Annotated in this window: 13 protein-coding genes and 1 pseudogene; 5 read left to right on the top strand and 9 right to left on the bottom strand. The window is 63.1% G+C overall.

Annotated elements, in window-relative coordinates:
- Positions 1-45 precede the first annotated feature (45 nt).
- From HX801_RS30520 to HX801_RS30505, 4 genes are all read right to left on the bottom strand, one after another.
- Positions 46-885: an AraC family transcriptional regulator gene (locus HX801_RS30520; protein WP_102369235.1), complete on the bottom strand. Its 840-nt coding sequence runs from the start codon at positions 883-885 to the stop codon at positions 46-48.
- Between the two features lie 82 nt (positions 886-967).
- Positions 968-1,609, bottom strand: coding sequence for a DUF1345 domain-containing protein (locus tag HX801_RS30515; RefSeq protein ID WP_003214055.1), 642 nt, complete (start codon positions 1,607-1,609; stop codon positions 968-970).
- 43 nt (positions 1,610-1,652) lie between these two features.
- Positions 1,653-4,745 (bottom strand): efflux RND transporter permease subunit, encoded by a 3,093-nt coding sequence (locus HX801_RS30510; protein ID WP_177023327.1) that lies wholly within the window; start codon positions 4,743-4,745, stop codon positions 1,653-1,655.
- Positions 4,746-4,757: 12 nt separating this feature from the next.
- Positions 4,758-5,915, bottom strand: coding sequence for an efflux RND transporter periplasmic adaptor subunit (locus tag HX801_RS30505; RefSeq protein WP_177023326.1), 1,158 nt, complete (start codon positions 5,913-5,915; stop codon positions 4,758-4,760).
- A 305-nt stretch (positions 5,916-6,220) separates the two neighbouring features.
- On the opposite strand from HX801_RS30505, the gene HX801_RS30500 reads away from it, so the two are divergent.
- The 4 genes from HX801_RS30500 to nudC all read left to right on the top strand — a co-directional run bounded on the left by HX801_RS30500 (position 6,221) and on the right by nudC (position 10,097).
- Positions 6,221-6,922 carry a response regulator transcription factor gene (locus HX801_RS30500; RefSeq protein ID WP_008430287.1) on the top strand — a complete coding sequence of 234 codons (702 nt, stop codon included), beginning with the start codon at positions 6,221-6,223 and terminating at the stop codon, positions 6,920-6,922.
- Positions 6,923-6,925: 3 nt separating this feature from the next.
- Positions 6,926-8,221: an ATP-binding protein gene (locus tag HX801_RS30495; protein ID WP_003214046.1), complete on the top strand. Its 1,296-nt coding sequence runs from the start codon at positions 6,926-6,928 to the stop codon at positions 8,219-8,221.
- 223 nt (positions 8,222-8,444) lie between these two features.
- On the top strand, positions 8,445-9,257 hold the full coding sequence (locus HX801_RS30490) for a crotonase/enoyl-CoA hydratase family protein (protein ID WP_177023325.1): 813 nt from the start codon (positions 8,445-8,447) through the stop codon (positions 9,255-9,257).
- Positions 9,258-9,263: 6 nt separating this feature from the next.
- A complete protein-coding gene (nudC, locus tag HX801_RS30485; protein WP_008430294.1) occupies positions 9,264-10,097 on the top strand; it encodes an NAD(+) diphosphatase in 834 nt (277 codons plus the stop codon).
- On the opposite strand, the gene HX801_RS30480 is transcribed toward nudC, so the two are convergent.
- From HX801_RS30480 to HX801_RS30470, 3 genes are all read right to left on the bottom strand, one after another.
- On the bottom strand, positions 10,065-10,844 hold the full coding sequence (locus HX801_RS30480) for a TSUP family transporter (RefSeq protein WP_003208505.1): 780 nt from the start codon (positions 10,842-10,844) through the stop codon (positions 10,065-10,067). The two genes, nudC and HX801_RS30480, sit on opposite strands and share 33 nt — an antisense overlap.
- A 195-nt stretch (positions 10,845-11,039) precedes the next feature.
- Positions 11,040-11,756: a phosphatidylcholine synthase gene (pcsA, locus tag HX801_RS30475; RefSeq protein WP_003208507.1), complete on the bottom strand. Its 717-nt coding sequence runs from the start codon at positions 11,754-11,756 to the stop codon at positions 11,040-11,042.
- Between the two features lie 148 nt (positions 11,757-11,904).
- Complete coding sequence (locus tag HX801_RS30470; protein ID WP_177023324.1) at positions 11,905-12,831, bottom strand: class I SAM-dependent methyltransferase; 927 nt, start codon at positions 12,829-12,831, stop codon at positions 11,905-11,907.
- A 191-nt stretch (positions 12,832-13,022) separates the two neighbouring features.
- Between HX801_RS30470 and mdeB the strand changes: the two genes are divergently transcribed.
- Complete coding sequence (gene mdeB, locus HX801_RS30465; protein ID WP_177023323.1) at positions 13,023-15,701, top strand: alpha-ketoglutarate dehydrogenase; 2,679 nt, start codon at positions 13,023-13,025, stop codon at positions 15,699-15,701.
- A gap of 124 nt (positions 15,702-15,825) precedes the next feature.
- Here mdeB and HX801_RS30460 read toward each other — a convergent pair whose 3' ends face one another.
- Together HX801_RS30460 and HX801_RS30455 are read right to left on the bottom strand one after the other, a co-directional pair.
- Complete coding sequence (locus HX801_RS30460; RefSeq protein ID WP_003208512.1) at positions 15,826-16,314, bottom strand: DUF1289 domain-containing protein; 489 nt, start codon at positions 16,312-16,314, stop codon at positions 15,826-15,828.
- 52 nt (positions 16,315-16,366) lie between these two features.
- Positions 16,367-16,501: pseudogene (locus HX801_RS30455) on the bottom strand (ribonucleotide-diphosphate reductase subunit beta); the annotation flags it as partial.

Genomic DNA, 16,501 nt, shown 5'->3' with positions numbered 1-16,501 from the left:
CGAACCTGTGAGAATTGACAGTGCCGACGAGTGGTGGTGGCGCAGCTAGCGCTGCAAAACGCTTGAACACCGCTTGCGATACGCCGCCGGCGTCAGGCCATACGCCCTCACGAACCAGCGCCCCAGGTGACTCTGGTCGGCAAAGCCCAGGGCAATCGCTACGTCGGCGGGTTGCTTGCCGTTGGCCAGCCAATGCCGGGCGCGGGCCAGGCGCAGTTGCACCAGGTAGGCATGGGGTGGCAGGCCGAAGGCGCTCTTGAAGGCGCGGGTAAGGCGAAAGCGATCGACGCCGCAGGCCCGCGCCAGTTCATCCATGCCCACATCTTGCTGCAGGTGCGCATGCAGGTATTCCCGGGCCTTGTGCGCCACCCGTGGCAGGCGAGGGTCTTCATGGTAGCGGGTGCGCCAGTGCAGTTGCGCAGTGAGGCGTTCGAGCAGTTGGTCCATCGCCTGTTGCCGCACGATGCGCAGCTCACCTCCGTGCAAGGTCTGGAAGGCCCGGCTGGTGGCCAGGGCCAGGCGCGGGTCGCTGGCCAGGGTGCTGGCAAACCCCAGCTGGCTGTCGAGCGGCGCTTCTTCGAACACTGCGCTGACTTCCCGCGCCAACCACTGCGGGTCGAGGTAAAGCATGTGGTAGGTAAAACCGTCCGCCGTGGGCGCATCGCCGTCGTGCAGCTCGCCGGGCTCCACCAGGAACACCTGGCCGGGCACGCTGTTATGGCGGGTGCGCCGGCAGTTGAACTGCTGCACACCTTGTTCCGTGACGCCCACCAGGTAGCTGTCGTGCCAGTGCGGGTCGTAGGCGTGGCCCTCGAAATGCGCGCGCAGGGTCTCGATGCCGGTGTCGGCGTCCTGAGCCAGGTCGATCCAGTTGTGGGCGGCCATAAAATACCTATGGGGTGGAACACTGCAAGAGCGAACAAGCTCGCTCCTGCAGGGGCTTAGCGTCTAGAAGGTTTGTGCAGCCTCATCCAAACAATCCGGCGGCGATGTTGATCGAGAACCCCAGGATCGCCGTGTTGAACAGAAACCCGATCAACGATTGCCCCAGCACCACCTTGCGCATGGTACGCGTGGCAACCCCGACATCCGCCGTTTGCACCGCCACGCCGATGGTGAACGAGAAGTACAGGAAGTCCCAGTAATTGGGCGTGCGTAAATCCTCGGCAAAGCGCAGTGCCGGCTCGGGGCCGTCCCAGGTGTAATACAGGCGCGCATAGTGCACGCTGAAAATCACCCCGATCAGCAGCCATGAGCCAACCACCGTCAGGCCGGTAAAACCGTAGTGCAACAGGCGCTGGCTATCGCTCAGGTCCTTGGTGCCCACCAGGTTCAGGGTGATGGTCGCCAGGCTGGCAATCGCCGCGATGCACACCATGAACAACACCAGGCCGGCGTTCTCGTCCTCGATCTCGGCGATGCGTTTCACGTCGTCGGCCCGGGAGTGGCTGGTGAGCCACAGCATCAGCACCAGGTAGGTCCAGACCCCGGCGTTCCAGCCGATGAGGATTTTGCTGATGATCGTGTCGGCGGGAGCCAGGAGCCCCACCGCCAGGCCCAGGACGGCGGCGGAGGACAGGCGAGGGTGGGTGCGTGCGAGGAAGGGCATGGCGCTCACAAATCAGGGATGTGTAAGCACCATAGCGCATTTATTACGTGTGGCGCTTGCGCACCAGCTTCATGACCACGACGAAGAACACCGGCACAAACACCACCGCCAGCGTCGCGGTAATCATCCCGCCGATCACCCCGGTACCGATGGCCTGCTGGCTGGCCGAGCTGGCGCCCGTGGCAATCGCCAACGGCACCACGCCGAGGATGAACGCCAGGGACGTCATGATGATCGGCCGCAGGCGCAGGCGTGCGGCTTTCAACGTGGCGTCGATCAGGTCTTCACCCTGGTCATACAGGTCCTTGGCAAACTCGATGATCAGGATCGCGTTCTTCGCCGACAGCCCAATGATGGTAATCAGGCCGACCTTGAAGAACACATCGTTGGGCATCCCGCGCAAGCTTACGGCCAATACCGCGCCGAGCACGCCGAGGGGCACCACCAGCAGCACCGAGGTCGGAATCGACCAGCTCTCATACAGCGCCGCCAGGCACAGGAACACGATCAGCAGCGACAAACCGAGCAGCAGCGGTGCCTGGGAGCCGGACAAGCGTTCCTGCAACGACAGGCCAGTCCATTCCTGGCCCAGGCCGGCGGGCAGTTGGCTGACCAGGCGCTGGATTTCCTCCATCGCCTCGCCGGTACTGTGGCCCGGTGCCGATTCACCGGAAATCGCGATGGCCGGGTAGCCGTTGTAGCGGGTCAACTGGGCGGGGCCCTGAATCCAGCGCGCCTCGACGAAGGCCGACAGCGGCACCATCTTCCCGGCATTGTTGCGCACATGGATCTTCATCAGGTCGGCCACCTGGCTGCGCTGATCACCTTCGGCCTGCACCACCACCCGCTGCATGCGGCCCTGGTTGGGGAAGTCGTTGATATAGGCCGAACCGATGGCCGAGGACAGCACATTGCCGATATCGGCAAAGGAAATGCCCAGGGCATTGGCTTGCTTGCGGTCAACTTCCAGCTGTACCTGAGGTGCCTCGGCCAGGGCGCTTTCACGCACGTTGGCCAGGATCGGGCTTTTCTCGGCGGCGGCCAGCAGTTCGGTACGGGCCTCCATCAACGCGGCATGGCCGACGCCGCCACGGTCCTGCAGGCGGAACTCGAAACCACTGGAGGTGCCCAGGCCATCCACCGGCGGCGGCAGGATTGCATAGGCAATCGCGTCCTTCAGCTCGGTAAAGGCCGCGTTGGCACGGTCCGCAATGGCCGAGGCGGAATCCTTGCTGCTGCGTTCCGACCAGTCCTTGAGCGTGGTAAACGCCAGCGCGGCGTTCTGCCCCGAACCGGAAAAGCTGAAACCCATGATCATCGTGGTATCGCCCACGCCTGGCTCGCCGGCGTTGTGTGCCTCGATCTGCTCGGCCACCTGCACCGTGCGGTTTTTGCTGGCGCCCGGCGGCAGCTGGATATCGGTGATGGTGTAGCCCTGGTCTTCCACCGGCAGGAAGGACGAGGGCAGGCGGGCGAACAGCACCCCGAGCCCCACCACCAGCACTAGATAGATCAACAGGTAACGCCCGCTGCGCTTGAGGGCGTAGGCCACCCAGCCTTCATAGCGGTCGGTGAACTGCTCGAAGCGCCGGTTGAACCAGCCGAAGAACCCGCCTTTCTCATGGTGCTCGCCCTTGGCAATCGGCTTGAGCAAGGTCGCGCACAGGGCTGGGGTCAAGGTCAGGGCGAGGAATGCCGAAAACAGGATCGAGGTGGCCATCGACAACGAGAACTGCTGATAGATCACGCCTACCGAACCCGGCATGAACGCCATCGGCAGGAACACCGCCACCAGCACCAGGGTGATGCCGACAATCGCCCCGGTAATCTGGCCCATGGCCTTGCGGGTGGCCTCCTTGGGCGACAGGCCCTCGGTGACCATGATCCGCTCGACGTTCTCCACCACCACAATCGCATCGTCCACCAAAATGCCGATGGCCAGCACCATGCCGAACATGGTCAGCACGTTGATCGAGAAGCCCAGCAACAGCATCGTTGCAAAGGTGCCCATCAGCGCGATGGGCACTACCAGCGTCGGGATCAATGTGTAGCGGATGTTTTGCAGGAACAGGAACATTACCGCAAACACCAGCAACATCGCCTCGCCCAGGGTGTACACCACCTTGGTGATCGAGACCTTCACGAATGGCGAAGTGTCGTAAGGGATCTTGTATTCGACGTTGGCCGGGAAGTAGCGCGCCAGTTCGTCCATCTTCGCCCGCACCAGGGTCGCGGTGCTCAAGGCGTTGGCGCCCGGTGACAGCTGCACGCTGATGGCGGTGGACGGCTTGCCGTTCAGGCGGGTGGAGAACTGGTATTCCTGGCTGCCGATTTCCACCCGCGCCACGTCACCGACGCGCACGGTGGAACCGTCCGGGTTGGCCTTGAGCACGATGTCGGCAAATTCGGCCGGGGTCGACAGTTGGCCTTTCACCAGGATCGACGCGGTGATTTCCTGGGTCTTGGTGCCCGGCAAATCGCCGATGCTGCCGGCCGACACCTGGGCGTTCTGCGCCGCAATCGCCGCGTTGACGTCGGCCGGGGTCAGGTTGAAGCCGATCAGCTTCTGCGGGTCGATCCAGATGCGCATTGCGCGTTCGGCGCCGTACAGCTGGGCCTTGCCCACACCGTCCAGGCGCTTGAGTTCGTTCATCACGTTGCGCGCCAGGTAATCGCTGAGCGCCACGTCATCGAGCTTGCCGTCACTGGAGGTCAGGGTCACCAGCAGCAGGAAGCCGGCGGAGACTTTCTCCACCTGCAAACCTTGCTGCGTCACGGCTTGGGGCAGGCGCGGCTCCACCGCCTTGAGACGGTTTTGCACGTCAACCTGGGCCATCTCCGGGTCGGTGCCCGGCTGAAAGGTGGCGGTGATGGTGGCCGAACCGAGGCTGCTCTGGGATTCGAAATACAGCAGGTGATCGGCGCCGTTAAGCTCCTGCTCGATCAGGCTGACTACGCTTTCGTCCAGGGTTTGCGCGGAGGCACCCGGGTACACCGCATAGATCTCGACTTTCGGCGGCGCGACGTTGGGGTACTGCGCGACTGGCAACTGCGGGATGGCGAGGGCGCCGGCCAGCAGGATAAACAGGGCGACCACCCAGGCGAAGATCGGGCGGTCAATAAAGAACTGCGGCATGTTTAACGATCCTTATTGGCCGGATGCCTGGGCGATTGGCGCGGGGCTGTCGTCGACCTGGACTTTCTCGCCAGGGCGGGCGTGTTGCAGGCCTTCGACGACGATACGGTCACCGGCCTTCAGGCCGCGGGTCACCACCCAGCGGTCATTGACCACCGAACCCAGTTCTACCGGCTGCTGGCTCACGGTTTGCTCGGCGTCCAGCAGCAACACCATCGGGATCCCGGCGCTGTCGCGGGTGATCGCCCGTTGCGGCACGCTGATCCCTTGCTGGTCGACGGCTTGCTCCAGGCGCACGCGGATAAAGCTGCCGGGCAGCAGGTCGAGATCCGGGTTGGGGAACTCGCTGCGCAAGATGATCTGCCCGGTGCCCGGGTCGACGCTGATCTCGGCGAACAGCAACTTGCCCGGCAGCGGGTACGGGCTGCCGTCATCCTGGATCAGCGTGGCCTTGGCCTGGTCCTGGCCGACTTGCTTCAAGTGCCCGGCGCGAAAGGCCCGGCGCAGGTCGTTCAGCTCGCGGGTGGATTGGGTCAGGTCGGCGTGGATCGGGTCCAGTTGCTGGATCAGCGCCATCGGTGTGGCTTCGTTCTGGCCCACCAGCGCACCTTCGGTCACCAGCGCACGGCCAATCCGACCGGAAATCGGCGCAGTCACGGTGGCATAACCCAGGTTCAATTTGGCGCGCTGCACGGCGGCCTGGTTGGCGGCCACATCGGCGGCGGTTTGCCGGGCGGCGGCGCGGGCGTTGTCGTATTCCTGGCCGCTGATGGCGTTGCCTTCCACCAGTTGGCTGTAGCGCTGCTCTTGCAAGCGCGCCTGGAATGCATTGGCCTCGGCCTTGCGCAGGCTGGCCTGGGCGCTGTCGAGGTCGGCCTTGAACGGCGCCGGGTCAATCCGGAACAGCACATCGCCCTGTTTGACGTCATGGCCTTCCTTGAACACCCGTTGCAACACCACGCCGGCCACCCGGGCGCGCACTTCGGCGATGCGTGGCGCGGCAATCCGTCCGCTCAACTCGCTGGTGATGGACAGGGGCTTGGCTTCCAGGGTTTCGATCCGCACCTTGGCCAGCGGCGCCTCGGCGGCGTCGTCCGCCGACTTGCCACACGCGCTCAACGCCAGTGTCAGGGCCAACAGGCAAAACGGCGCAAACAGATTCTTCGACATGCTCATATCCCAATATTGACTGGCGCATCCTACGGGCGCCCCCGCCACAGTGCTGTGAAGCTCTGTAGGTGGTGTGTGAAGAAATGTAAGGTGCGACCCATAGATGCACGCGGGCGTATATCCTTCATAACCGCCGAACCTTACACGATCTTCCTGACACCGAAGATCAAATGTGGGAGCGGGCTTGCTCGCGAAGGCGGTGTGTCAGTCGCCGTGTGCGTTAACTGAAACACCGCTTTCGCGAGCAAGCCCGCTCCCACATTGGATTTGCGTACTACTCAGAAATTGTATTATTTGGAAATACCATGCCCAACATTCTTCTGGTGGAAGACGACGCCGCGCTCTCCGAATTGATCGCCAGTTACCTGGAACGCAACGGCTATCACGTCAGTGTGCTCAGCCGTGGCGACCACGTGCGTGAGCGTGCGCGGCTCAACCCACCGGACCTGGTGATTCTCGACCTGATGCTGCCGGGCCTCGACGGCCTGCAGGTCTGCCGGTTGCTGCGGGCCGACTCGGCCACGCTGCCGATCCTGATGCTCACCGCCCGCGACGACAGCCACGACCAGGTGTTGGGCCTGGAAATGGGCGCCGACGACTACGTCACCAAACCCTGCGAGCCGCGGGTATTGCTGGCGCGGGTGCGAACCTTGCTGCGCCGCAGCAGCCTCACCGAACCCCAGGTGGCCAACGACCAGATCCTGATGGGCAACCTGTGCATCGACCTGTCGGAACGCACCGTGACCTGGCGCGGCCAGCCGGTTGAGCTGTCCAGCGGTGAATACAACCTGCTGGTGGTGCTGGCCCGGCACGCCGGCGAAGTGCTCAGCCGCGACCAGATCCTGCAACGCCTGCGCGGCATCGAGTTCAACGGCACCGACCGTTCGGTGGACGTGGCGATTTCCAAGCTGCGGCGCAAGTTCGACGACCACGCGGGCGAGGCGCGCAAGATCAAGACGGTGTGGGGCAAGGGCTACCTGTTCAGCCGTTCCGAGTGGGAATGCTGAGCCATGTTTCGCGTCCTGATTCGGCTGTACCTGATCACCATCGTCACCTTCGCCGCCGCGATTTACCTGGTGCCCCGGGCGGTGATCCAGCTGTTTGAACACCGTTACATGAACTACAACATCGAGCAGTCCCGAGGCATGCAGAGCCTGATCGTCAAGGAGTATCGACGGGTGCCGATGGAGCAGTGGGCCAATGTCACCGTGCGACTGTCGGCGGATTTCGCGCCGCTGAAGGTGCAACTGCTGCGTATCCAGGACGCCAGCTACACCCCTGAAGAACAGCGCCTGCTGGAAAAAGACCAGATGGTGATTCGCCTGGGCGAGTGGGGCTGGGCGGACGACGTCAGCTCGGCCCTGGACGACCAGTTGGTGGTCAAGGTCTCGGTACCGCCGGACCCGCTGGACATGAACCTGCTGTACTGGAGCATGAACGTGCTGATCGGCGCGGCGCTGCTGGCATGCCTGCTGTTCTGGCTGCGGCCCCACTGGCGCGACCTGGAGCGCCTGAAAAGCACCGCCGCGCAACTCGGCCAGGGCAACCTTGCGGCCCGCACAAAAATCCCGCCCAGCTCCAACATCGGCAGCCTGGCGGCGGTGTTCGACACTATGGCCAACGACATCGAACAGCTGCTCAACCAGCAACGCGACTTGCTCAATGCCGTCTCCCATGAACTGCGTACGCCGCTGACGCGCCTGGACTTCGGCCTGGCCCTGGCGCTGTCCGACGACCTCCCGGCGGCCAGCCGTGAGCGGCTGCAAGGGTTGGTGGCGCACATTCGCGAGCTGGATGAGCTGGTGCTGGAGCTGCTCTCCTACAGCCGTTTGCAAAACCCGGCGCAAACACCCGAGCGGGTGGAAGTGGTGCTGGATGAGTTCATCGACAGCATCCTGGGCAGCGTCGACGACGAACTGGAAAACCCGGATATCGTGATGGACGTGGTGCTGGACTGCGCCGTGGAACGCTTCACCCTGGACCCGCGCCTGACCGCCCGGGCCCTGCAAAACCTGCTGCGCAACGCCATGCGGTATTGCGAGCGGCGAATTCAGGTGGGGGTGAAGGTGTGTCCCAGGGGGTGCGAGATTTGCGTGGATGATGACGGTATTGGCATTCCGGTTGACCAGCGGGAGCGGATTTTCGAGCCGTTCTACCGGCTGGATCGCAGCCGGGATCGAGCCACTGGCGGTTTTGGCCTGGGATTGGCCATCAGCCGGCGGGCGCTGGAGGCGCAGGGCGGAACATTGACGGCCCAGGCTTCGCCATTGGGTGGTGCACGCTTCCGGCTCTGGCTGCCGAGTTAAAGAACACCACAAAACCATTGTGGGAGCTGGCTTGCCTGCGATGGCGGTGGGTCAGCTTGCATCTTTGCTAACTGATACACCGCCATCGCAGGCAAGCCAGCTCCCACATTTGATCTTCATCGTTCTTCAGTCCCGAATTTGGCGTTTGCACAGCCTTACCACCTCACGCGGTGCCTTGTTATAGTTCGGCCCCTATTCCAGCCGCCAGTCAAGGATCACTGCCATGTCCGAATACCAAGCCTTTGTCGTCGAACTCAGCGGCAACGTCGCCCATGTGCAGCTCAATCGCCCGGAAAAGATCAACGCGATGAACGCGGCGTTCTGGACCGAGATCATCGACATCTTCCAATGGGTCGAAGACACCGACGCGGTGCGAGCCGTGGTCATCAGCGGCGCCGGCAAGCATTTCTCCTCCGGCATCGACCTGATGCTGCTGGCCTCGGTCGCCAACGAGTTCGGCAAGGACGTGGGCCGCAACGCGCGCCTGCTGCGGCGCAAGATCCTCGAACTGCAAGCTTCCTTCAACGCCGTCGACAACTGCCGCAAGCCGGTACTCGCGGCGATCCATGGCTACTGCATCGGCGGCGCCATCGACCTGATCAGCGCCTGTGACATGCGCTACGCCGCCGAAGATGCGCAATTCTCCATCAAGGAAATCGACATCGGCATGGCCGCCGACGTCGGCACCCTGCAACGCCTGCCGCGCATCGTCGGCGACGGCATGCTGCGCGAGCTGGCCTACACCGGCCGCCAGTTCGGTGCCGAAGAGGCGCGCAGCATCGGCCTGGTAAATCGGGTGTACAGCGATCACCAGAGCCTGCTGGCCGGCGTGCTGGACATCGCCCGGGAAATCGCCGCGAAATCGCCGATCGCGGTCACCGGCACCAAGGCGATGATCAGCTACATGCGTGACCACACGATCAATGACGGTTTGGAATACGTTGCCACCTGGAACTCAGCTATGTTGCAATCCAACGACCTGCGCGTGGCCATCGCGGCCCATATGAGCAAGCAGAAACCCGACTTCGTGGATTGACTGAACATGACCCCAGGCTGGATTACCACAACGCTGCTGGACAACGACGCCCCGGGCGGCTGGGCCGTGGCCCGCAGCCGTGAAGGCTTTTTACACGACCAGAACGGCCCGCTGTTTCCCCGGGAATGGCTCAAGCGCCAGGACCTCTCGGTGTTCGCCGAGCATGGCATCGGCCACCTGGACGGCGAGCCGGTGTACCTGCTGGAACTCAACAGCCCCGCCGACGTGCCGGGCTGCGGCTGGCAGGGCCTGCGGGCATTCATGCTGCAGGGCGATCACACGCTGTACAAAGTCCTGGGCTACGCCGCGCAAATCGGCACCTGGGCCCGGGAGCATCGTTTTTGCGGCAGTTGCGGCCAGGCGATGGTGCAGGTGCCACGGGAGCGGGCGATGTTCTGCCAGGCCTGTGACCTGCGCAGCTACCCGCGGATCTCGCCGAGCATGATCGTGTTGGTGACCCGTGGCGACGAGATCCTGCTGGCCCGTTCGCCGCGCTTTGTCACGGGTGTCTACAGCACCCTGGCGGGGTTTGCCGAGCCGGGCGAGTCGGCCGAGGACTGCCTGATTCGCGAGGTGCGTGAAGAAGTGCAGGTGGAGGTCAAGAACATCCAGTACATGGGCAGCCAGTGCTGGCCGTTCCCGCACTCGATGATGCTGGGCTTTCACGCCGAGTACGCCGGCGGCGACATTGTGCCCCAGGCTGACGAGATCGAAGACGCGCAGTGGTTCAACATCCATGAACTGCCACCGTTGCCGGCGTCGCGCTCGATTGCGCGCTACCTGATCGACCTCTACCTGGCCCGTCGCCTAGGTCACGCTGAACCAGTGCTGCCAGGCTAGGCGCACCGTCAGGCCGAGCACCACGGTGATGAACACCGGGCGAATGAACTTGGCGCCGCCGCTGATGGCGCTGCGTGCGCCAAAAAAAGCGCCGCACATCACCGACACGCCCATGCACAGGCCGACAATCCAGTCTACCGAGCCATTGAAAATGAACACCGTCAGCGCCGCCGCGTTGCTGACGAAGTTCATGCTGCGCGCCACGCCGCTGGCCTTTACCAGGTCGATGGGGTGCAACAGCATGGTACTCACGGTCCAGAAGGCCCCGGTGCCCGGGCCGGCGACGCCGTCGTAGAAACCCAGGCCAAAGCCCTGGGTGGACTGCCATTTCTTCTTGATCGGTGCGTCGTTGTCCAGCGCCGCCTTGGGCGTGCCGCCGAACAGCAAATACAAACCGCAGCCGAACACAATCACCGGGAGCATCTTGTTCAGGGTTTCTGCCGGCAGGTAATGGGCCACGACCGCGCCGGTGAGTGCACCGACCAGGGTGCCGACGATGGCGTGCACCCACTGGCGCGGATGAAACAGCTTGCGCCGGTAGAAGGTAAAGCTGGCAGTGGCCGAGCCGAAGGTGGAACTGAGCTTGTTGGTGCCCAGCACCAGGTGGGGCGGCATGCCGGCGGTCAGCAGGGCGGGCGTGGTGAGCAGGCCGCCACCGCCGGCGATGGCGTCGATGAAACCGGCGATAAAGGCAACCACGGCGAGGATCGCCAGGGTGGTGAGGTCAACGCTGAGTTCGAAAGGCATGGGCAAGACTTAATCGGCAGGGCGCAGCAAGGGCTGCGCGAAAGGCCGGTATCTTACCCATAACCCTGGGTCGAGGCGATCCAAATGTGGGAGCGGGCTTGCTCGCGAATGCGCAGTGTCAGTCACCGGATAGAGTGGCTGATCCACCGCCTTCGCGAGCAAGCCCGCTCCCACATTTCAACCGTGCCCGCTTGGCTATTTATGTGTTTCGACCCACTCCAGTGCGGTCCGCCAGATGCAGATCCCCAGGAAGTACGCCGACATCAGCAACCACAGGCCCAGGGTCAGGCGATTGGTGTACGGGAAGTCGATCACCAGCAGCAGGCTGCACAGCAACCAGATGGTGGTCACGGCAATATTGATCGGCATGAAGCGCTTGACCCGGAACGGGTGCAGGAACTTCATCGGCGTCACGGTCAGCAACGCCAGGCCGATCACGGTGAGCAAGGTGACCCAGGCTTCCGGCTGGATGATATAGACGCACAGCGCCACCACGTTCCATGCGGCGGGGAAGCCGACGAAGTAGTTGTCCTTGCTCTTCATGTTGACGTTGCAGAAGCAGAACAGCGACGACACCAGAATCACCGACACCGTAAACAACGGGGTGAAGTCCGGCAGGGCGATATAGCGATAGATAAACAGCGCCGGAATAAACACGTACGTCAGGTAATCAATCACCAGGTCCAATACCGAGCCATCGAAGCTTGGCAGCACTGTTTGCACATTCACCCGTCGCGCGAGAGAGCCGTCGACCCCATCGACGATCAAGGCCAGGCCCAGCCACAGCAGGCAAGCCTTGGGCTGGTTGTCGAGCAGTGCCAGGGTGGCCAGGAAGGCCAGCACCACGCCGGTGGCGGTAAAACCATGGGCGCCCCAGGCCTTGAGACGGGCTACATGCAGGGTCGATATCACAGGGGCGTTCTCCAAAAGGTGAAACAGGGCAGCCGACGGGGTAGCACCGTCGAATCTGGCCAGAGTGTGCAGGTATCGACCGGGAAGGGTGGGATAAGGTTCACCACCCGGCGTAGGTTAAGCGTAGCAAGCGCAGGACGTTTCGGCATCAGCCTTGGCGAAACACCAGTGCCTTTAATCCGCTTTGCGGGTCGATATCGGGGAATTCCGGCGGGTTTTCCAGCCGCTGGTCAAAGCGCAGGCCAGGCGCTTCGCGGGTTACGCCGTCGATCAGGAAGTCTTCGCCGAACGCCGGGTCGTTCATGCACGCCAGCACCGTACCCTGGGCCGTGAGCAAATCCGGCAGGCGACGCAGCACCCGCTGGTAGTCCTTGGTCAAAAGGAAACTGCCTTTCTGGAACGAGGGCGGGTCGATGATCACCAGGTCGTACGGGCCGCTGTTGGTGACCTTGGCCCACGACTTGAACAGGTCGTGGCCGAGGAACGTCACCTTGCTCAGGTCGTGGCCGTTCAGGCGGTGATTGTCACGACCACGGCTCAGGGCGCCTCGGGCCATGTCCAGGTTCACCACATGCTCGGCGCCGCCTTCGATGGCCGCCACGGAGAAACCACAGGTGTAGGCGAACAGGTTCAGCACCCGCAGGCCATGAGCCTGTTCGCGTACCCAGTTGCGGCCGTAACGCATGTCTAGGAACAGCCCACTGTTCTGCTTTTTGCCCAGGTCGATCAGGTAGCGCAGGCCGCCTTCGGTGATGGTCAGTTCGTCGACCACCTCGCCCAGCAGCCATTCGGTGGTGCTTTGCGGCAGGTAGCGGTGTTGCAGCGCCACGGTATGGGCGCCGAATGACCGCCAGTCGATCTGCACCAGCATCTGCTTCAAGGCCTCAAGCTCCGTGGCTTCTGGCTCCTTGAACAGCGAGACCAGCACCACGCCTTGCAGCCAGTCCACCGTCAGTTGCTCCAGGCCCGGCCAGCAGCGGCCACGCCCGTGAAACAGGCGCCGGGTCTCGGCGGGGACGGTTTGCAGGGCGTTCAGCAAATGGGTGTGCAGGGTGGCGAGTGCGTCTGGGTTCATCGGGCAACGTCGGTCATTGAGCGGGCGGCATTTTAAACACAGTTGCGGGGTGTTCGGGAGTTGAAGCACAACGTGCTTTGAATTTGCTGATTGGCAGTGATTTATGCTCAAAAGGCCCCGAGAGGCGGCGAACAACAGTCAAAAAATCCCTTGGCACCGACATAAACTGGAAAAAAAGCCCGGAGGTGCCCATGAACGGTTTCGCGAGTGCAGTGAGTCAGACAGCGATGGACCAGGAAGAACTGGCCGAATGGCGCGATGCCCTGGCCTCCCTGGTGGCCAACGCCGGCGCGGCGCGCGCACGGGAGATCCTCGACATGCTGGCGGATGCCGGCGGCGCGCCGCACATCGCCTGGAAACCCCGGCATGGCACGCCCTACATCAATAGCATCGCCGTGGAGCAGCAACCGCCGTTTCCCGGCGACCTGGCCACTGAAGAACGCCTGGCCTCAGTGGTGCGCTGGAACGCCCTGGCCATGGTAGTGCGCGCCAACCAGGCCTATGGCGAACTGGGCGGGCATATCGCCAGCTACGCCAGCGCGGCGGATTTGTTCGAGGTGGGCTTCAACCACTTTTTCCGGGCCCGAAGCGACAGTTTTGGCGGCGACCTGGTGTTCTACCAGCCGCATTCCGCCCCCGGCATCTATGCTCGCGCCTTCCTTGAAGGGCGCCTGACCGAGGCCGACCTGGCCCACTATCGCCAGGAAATCGGTGCCGGCAAGGTGGGCGCCCGAGGTTTGTCCAGCTATCCCCATCCGTGGTTGATGCCGGACTTCTGGCAATTTCCCACCGGGTCCATGGGCATTGGCCCCATCAGCTCGATTTTCCAGGCGCGGTTCATGCGCTACCTGCAACACCGCGGCTTGCAGGACAGCACCGACCGCCACGTATGGGGCGTATTCGGCGACGGCGAGATGGACGAACCGGAAAGCATGTCGGCCCTCACCCTGGCCGCCCGTGAAGGCCTGGACAACCTGACCTGGGTGGTCAACTGCAACCTGCAACGGCTCGACGGCCCGGTGCGTGGCAACGGGCGAATTATCGACGAGCTGGAGGCGTTGTTCGCCGGTGCCGGCTGGAACGTGATCAAGCTGGTCTGGGGCTCGGACTGGGACGCCTTGCTGGCCAAGGACACCGACGGCGAGCTGGCGCGCACCCTGTCGCAGACGGTGGACGGACAATTCCAGACCTTCGCCGCCAAGGACGGCGCCTATAACCGCGAACATTTCTTCGGCCAGAGCGAGGCGCTGTCCAAACTGGTCGAGGGCCTGAGCGACGAGCAGATCGACCGGCTCAAGCGTGGCGGCCATGACATGGTCAAGATCCACGCGGCCTATCACGCGGCGCGCCGGGTCGCCGGCAAACCCACGGTGATCCTGGCCCAGACCAAAAAGGGCTTTGGCATGGGCGAGGCCGGGCAGGGCAAGATGACCACCCACCAGCAGAAGAAGCTCGACCGCGAGGCCTTGATCGCCTTCCGCAATCGCTTCCAGTTGCCGCTGTCGGATGAACAGGCCGAATCCCTGAGCTTCTACAAACCGGCTGAAGACAGCCTCGAAATGCGCTACTTGCACCAACGCCGCGCCACCCTCGGCGGGTATGTGCCGAGCCGTGGCCAGCAGGCGCCCACCGTGAGTGTCCCGCCGGTGTCGGGCTACGGCGCGTTTGCCACCCAGGCGGAGGGCAAGGAAATGTCCACCACCATGGCCTTTGTGCGCATGCTGACCAATCTGCTCAAGGACAAGGCCCTCGGCCCGCGCATCGTGCCCATCGTCGCCGACGAAGCGCGCACCTTCGGCATGGCCAACCTGTTCAAGCAGATCGGCATCTATTCCAGTGTCGGCCAGCGCTACGAGCCCGAAGACATCGGCTCGATCCTCAGCTACCGCGAAGCCACCGACGGGCAGATCCTTGAAGAAGGCATCAGCGAAGCCAGTGCCATCAGTTCCTGGGTCGCGGCGGCCACCAGTTATTCGGTGCATGGCCTGCGGATGCTGCCGTTTTACATCTACTACTCGATGTTCGGTTTCCAGCGCGTGGGGGACCTGATCTGGGCCGCCGCCGACCAGCGTGCCCGAGGTTTCCTGCTGGGCGCCACTGCCGGGCGCACCACCCTGGGTGGCGAAGGCTTGCAGCACCAGGACGGCAGCAGCCACCTGATGGCCGCCACCGTGCCCAATTGCCGTGCCTACGACCCGGCGTTTGCCGGCGAGTTTGCGGTGATCCTCGACCATGGCATGCGCCAGATGCTGGAGCACGATGTGGACGAGTTCTACTACGTGACCCTGATGAACGAAAACTACCCGCAGCCGAGCCTGCCGGAAGGCGTCGAAGCGGCGATCATCAAAGGCATGTACCGGCTGAGCGGGCAGCCTGGCGGCAAGGTCCGGTTGCTCGGCTCCGGCACGCTGGTGCGCGAAGCCCAGGCAGCGGCGCAATTGTTGGCGGAGGATTGGCAGGTTGACGCTGAAGTGTTCAGTGTCACCAGCTTCAGCGAACTGGCCCGGGACGCCCGTGACGTGGAACGCTGGAACCGCCTGCATCCGCAACAGCCGGCGCGGCGCAGCCACCTGGCGGAGTGTTTGCCCAAGGGCGCGCCGGTGGTGGCCGTATCTGACTATGTAAGGGCGGTGCCGCAGATGATTGGGTCATACGTGGATTCGGCTTACACCGTGCTGGGGACGGATGGCTTTGGTCGCAGCGATACCCGGGCGGCGTTGCGGGATTTCTTTGAGGTGGACCGGTATCACATTGTGCTGGCGGCGCTGACGGCGTTGGTGGAGCAGGGGAGTCTGGACAGGCAGATTTGCCAGCAGGCGATAGAGCGTTATGGGGTGCAGACCGATCGCGAGCCGTCCTGGACCTCCTGAGCGACAAAGATCTAAATGTGGGAGCGGGCTTGCTCGCGAATGCGGTGTGTCAGTCAATATATCCGGCAACTGATACACCGCTTTCGCGAGCAAGCCCGCTCCCACACTGGTTCTGTGTGGTTGTCTAAATACTGGCTATCAACGGCGCCCCAAACGATTCCCGCAGAAACCCCGGCGCGATATACCGCTCGTAATGCGCCTCGGACAACAGGAAAAACTCCCGGTCAATCGCATCCCGCAAATCTGCCAGATTGCGCTCGCGAAACTCCGGCAACAGCGCCAACCCATACGCGTCCAGCTTCGAAATCACCCGCGCGCCCCGGGCAATCAACTGGTACGCCCAGCAATACGGCGACTGGTGGGGCACAAAGCGGATCTTGCGATCTTCCAGTTGCTGGCGCAGGCGCTGCGGGTCCAGCACCTGCAGCTTGCTGGTCATCACCTGCACCAGCAGTTGTTCCAGGCGCAGCCACACCGCCTGTTTCTCCTCGGCGTTGTAGCCGTTCCACTGAATCACCTCATGGTGATAGCGCTTGCAGCCCCGGCATACCAGGTCTCCGTAAACGGTGGAGCACAGGCCGACGCAGGGTGTCTTGATGGTTTGATTGGGCATAAAAAAACATCGACAGGTGAAACAACACGGCCCCCGAAGGGGCCGCTTTAAATCAATCCCAGCTCAGCGCGCCGCCAGTCTGGTACTCGATCACACGGGTCTCGAAGAAGTTCTTCTCTTTCTTCAAGTCCATGATCTCGCTCATCCACGGGAACGGGTTAGTCGTCCCTGGATACTCTTCCTTCAA

Source organism: Pseudomonas sp. G1002 (assembly GCF_013385455.1).
Taxonomy (GTDB): Bacteria; Pseudomonadota; Gammaproteobacteria; order Pseudomonadales; family Pseudomonadaceae; genus Aquipseudomonas.
The sequence above is the reverse complement of the archived record's forward strand: the minus strand, read 5'-3'. Positions and strand labels throughout refer to the sequence as shown.

Bases quoted from the DNA above. Each gene is read 5' to 3' on its own strand.
- HX801_RS30460 (WP_003208512.1), bottom strand. From the start codon at position 16,314: ATGCCCAATCAAACCATCAAGACACCCTGCGTCGGCCTGTGCTCCACC.
- HX801_RS30505 (WP_177023326.1), bottom strand. From the start codon at position 5,915: ATGTCGAAGAATCTGTTTGCGCCGTTTTGCCTGTTGGCCCTGACACTG.
- HX801_RS30510 (WP_177023327.1), bottom strand. From the start codon at position 4,745: ATGCCGCAGTTCTTTATTGACCGCCCGATCTTCGCCTGGGTGGTCGCC.
- nudC (WP_008430294.1), top strand. From the start codon at position 9,264: ATGACCCCAGGCTGGATTACCACAACGCTGCTGGACAACGACGCCCCG.
- HX801_RS30480 (WP_003208505.1), bottom strand. From the start codon at position 10,844: ATGCCTTTCGAACTCAGCGTTGACCTCACCACCCTGGCGATCCTCGCC.
- HX801_RS30500 (WP_008430287.1), top strand. From the start codon at position 6,221: ATGCCCAACATTCTTCTGGTGGAAGACGACGCCGCGCTCTCCGAATTG.
- HX801_RS30490 (WP_177023325.1), top strand. From the start codon at position 8,445: ATGTCCGAATACCAAGCCTTTGTCGTCGAACTCAGCGGCAACGTCGCC.
- mdeB (WP_177023323.1), top strand. From the start codon at position 13,023: ATGAACGGTTTCGCGAGTGCAGTGAGTCAGACAGCGATGGACCAGGAA.
- HX801_RS30515 (WP_003214055.1), bottom strand. From the start codon at position 1,609: ATGCCCTTCCTCGCACGCACCCACCCTCGCCTGTCCTCCGCCGCCGTC.
- HX801_RS30470 (WP_177023324.1), bottom strand. From the start codon at position 12,831: ATGAACCCAGACGCACTCGCCACCCTGCACACCCATTTGCTGAACGCC.
- HX801_RS30520 (WP_102369235.1), bottom strand. From the start codon at position 885: ATGGCCGCCCACAACTGGATCGACCTGGCTCAGGACGCCGACACCGGC.
- HX801_RS30495 (WP_003214046.1), top strand. From the start codon at position 6,926: ATGTTTCGCGTCCTGATTCGGCTGTACCTGATCACCATCGTCACCTTC.